We start from the raw sequence: 2,634 nt of genomic DNA on the forward strand, positions 1-2,634 counted from the left end.
ATATTGAACTTAACTTTAAATGCATCATGTTTTGCTAACTCATTTGTATCTAGTACAGCCATGTGAATATAACCGTCACGGTCTGTCTTTCTATAGATGACTTCATCAACTTTATATTCGCTAACTAGTAACATTCGTGCTAGTTCAATCATTGTCCATGAAGTATACTTAGACATTCTGTTGTTTTTCCTCTTTGTTAGCTTTTTTCCAAAAGGTATTGTTTCTGTCATAGCTAATGTTCAGTAGAGTAGGAATTAATGTTCTTAATTCTGCCTTACCAGTCTCGGTCAAATAATCACTTTCTAAGATGTCAATTAGTTCATCGGCATGGCATTCAAATGACTCTCTGGTTTGATCCAAGGCTTGATTAAAGGACCTCTTTTTTTGCGGTTTCGTAGTTGTTTCAATTTTTGATACATCCATTTCACTCATCCTCTCAGACAATTAAATTTAATTCTGCTGAGCCTAACATTTTAGATTCAGCTTTGTTATAAATATCTCTTTCAACTTCAAAGCCATATGCATTTCTTTGCAATTCTGCAGCTGCTCTAAGTGTCGAACCACTACCAGCTGTTGGATCTATCACAACGTCGCCAGGATCTGTAAACAAACTAATTAATCTCTTTAAAACAGGGATAGGTTTTTGTGTTGGATGAATTTTGGGATAGCCTTCATCTACTTCCCATTTCATGTGATCCAAGACCATATGACCATGATTATTAAATTTAGGCAGCTTATCTCTGTAAATAACTAGTGCAAACTCTGTAGCACCTACGATTCTCATGTTGGCTTTTAACACTTGTGAACTAGTAGGCTTAATAAAGAAAACTGGAAAAGCGTGTTTAAAGCCCTCTTTTTTTGCTTGCTCAATTAACATAGGCATCTGTTGCCAGGAACAAAAGATAATCATTGCCGGGGCTTTGCCAGCTTCTTTTGGTTCTTTGATAAGAAGTTTCCTGGCAAACTTCATAAAATTAACAACATTAAATCCTTCATCTCGATTAAAGAAGTTTGAACCAGCTAATTTACTTTCCCCATTAGATATTTCGCCATCTTTATACCAAGAAGGATTAGAAGCATAAGCATTATTACCAATGTTATAAGGAATATCTGCAATGATAAGCTGAGCTTTAGGAATGCCATAACGTTTAAAGTTTTCAAAGTTATCACAATAAAGTTCACATTTTAAATTTTCTAGCTTTTTATATTTGATTTGATCCTCAGTTAGCATTATTTAAATGGACGCTTATCTTGTATTTGAGTAAAGTCAATCAAGTGTCCCTTACCTCCTTCTAATATGCGGCTCACAATCCGTGGCTCGTATTTTCTTTTCAGTTCATTCAAAGATAAATTCGTGGTAGTAATAATTCTTTGATTCCATTCATAAATATCGAAGATGGTTTCTTGAACAAAATTACTTGCCTGAGAAATAGCACTTTCAGATCCTAAATCATCGAAAACTACTAAGTCTGCGTCTTTTACTACATGTTCTGTATATTTAGATGACCATAGGTTGTTCGCAGGATCACTAAAGTAATTCTTTTGAGCTTGCATTAATCCACTGACGCTAAGAAACAAGCACTTTTGCCATGGATTAGAATTATCATTAACTGCATTTAAGATAGCCATTGCTAAATGTGTTTTGCCTGTACCAGCATTACCGAATAATAAAGTATTAAAACTCTTATCTTTATCTTGGTAATACTCTCCAGCGACTCTACGTGTTTGCATTAATAATGTTGCTTCTTTGCTATGGGACTGTACTTCAAAATTAGCAAAGGTATAACTTAGGGCAGACCGTCTATTAATAATTGAGTAATTTTTTAGATAATTCTTATATTCTTGCTCAATCACTCTTTTTGATAATTGGTCTAATTCTTTCTGCTGCTTTTCTTGCTCACAGATAGGACAATATGGATCCATTTTATATCGTCCGCCTATAACTTTTATCTTATTTACGTTATGAACCGTACATTTTTCGTCAATTTGAATCTGTTTGACTCCCAAAGTCTTTGAAAAATTATTAGCTTTATTCATGGCTGTCGTCCCCTAGAACGGTATTTCATCATCGTAATTGGTAATTGACCCAAGATCATCAAAAAGGGCACTGTCAAAGCCACCATGCTGTTCTTGTGGCAACTCCACTTCCTGCTCATCTTCAAAGCGGCCATTAAACCATGTACTGCCATTCATAATGAATCGTGGGTCAGTACGTTCACGCTTCAATCTAGCTAAATAGAGGTCTAACTTATGGTTTAGGTAATCGTCAGTATTCTTCACTGATTTTTTACGCCATGCTTTGTAGTGATTAAATGCCTCTTTCTTGCCAGCCTTTTTTGGATACCTTTTCCAGATTGCTTCGAAGGAATTATATAATTTATGAATATTATTCCCACTTTTTGAATTTTTTGAAGAGTGACGTTCAGCCTGGGTTGAACTACCGCGGTTGAGCGGTTTTGACGATTCGTCCACGTATCGTTCATTGTCATTGTCATTATCATTTACATTATCAATATCATTAATTTCTTCTTTTGCTACTTTTCGTCTTTGCAGCTCACGAATAAAAATGTCTTTGATGATGTGGTCAAATTTACGTGATGACTCATCCCACCAAGTTGATAAATGCTTATATAC

General features: G+C 35.0%; 3 protein-coding genes and 1 pseudogene. All 4 read right to left on the reverse strand.

The genetic code is table 11. From position 1 onward, the window contains the following. Positions 1–168 precede the first annotated feature (168 nt). On the reverse strand, positions 169–423 hold the full coding sequence (locus Q0Y70_RS09855) for a hypothetical protein (protein ID WP_297820546.1): 255 nt from the start codon (positions 421–423) through the stop codon (positions 169–171). Between the two features lie 13 nt (positions 424–436). Beyond that, positions 437–1,231, reverse strand: coding sequence for a site-specific DNA-methyltransferase (locus Q0Y70_RS09860; RefSeq protein WP_297820548.1), 795 nt, complete (start codon positions 1,229–1,231; stop codon positions 437–439). Beyond that, the gene (locus tag Q0Y70_RS09865; RefSeq protein WP_297820550.1) at positions 1,231–2,037 is read right to left on the reverse strand and encodes a DnaA ATPase domain-containing protein; all 807 of its coding nucleotides are present in this window, start codon (positions 2,035–2,037) and stop codon (positions 1,231–1,233) included. The genes Q0Y70_RS09860 and Q0Y70_RS09865 overlap by 1 nt, the downstream gene beginning before the upstream one ends. A gap of 12 nt (positions 2,038–2,049) precedes the next feature. Then, positions 2,050–2,634: pseudogene (locus Q0Y70_RS09870) on the reverse strand (hypothetical protein); the annotation flags it as partial.

Source organism: uncultured Lactobacillus sp. (genome assembly GCF_947367085.1).
Taxonomy (GTDB): domain Bacteria; phylum Bacillota; class Bacilli; order Lactobacillales; family Lactobacillaceae; genus Lactobacillus.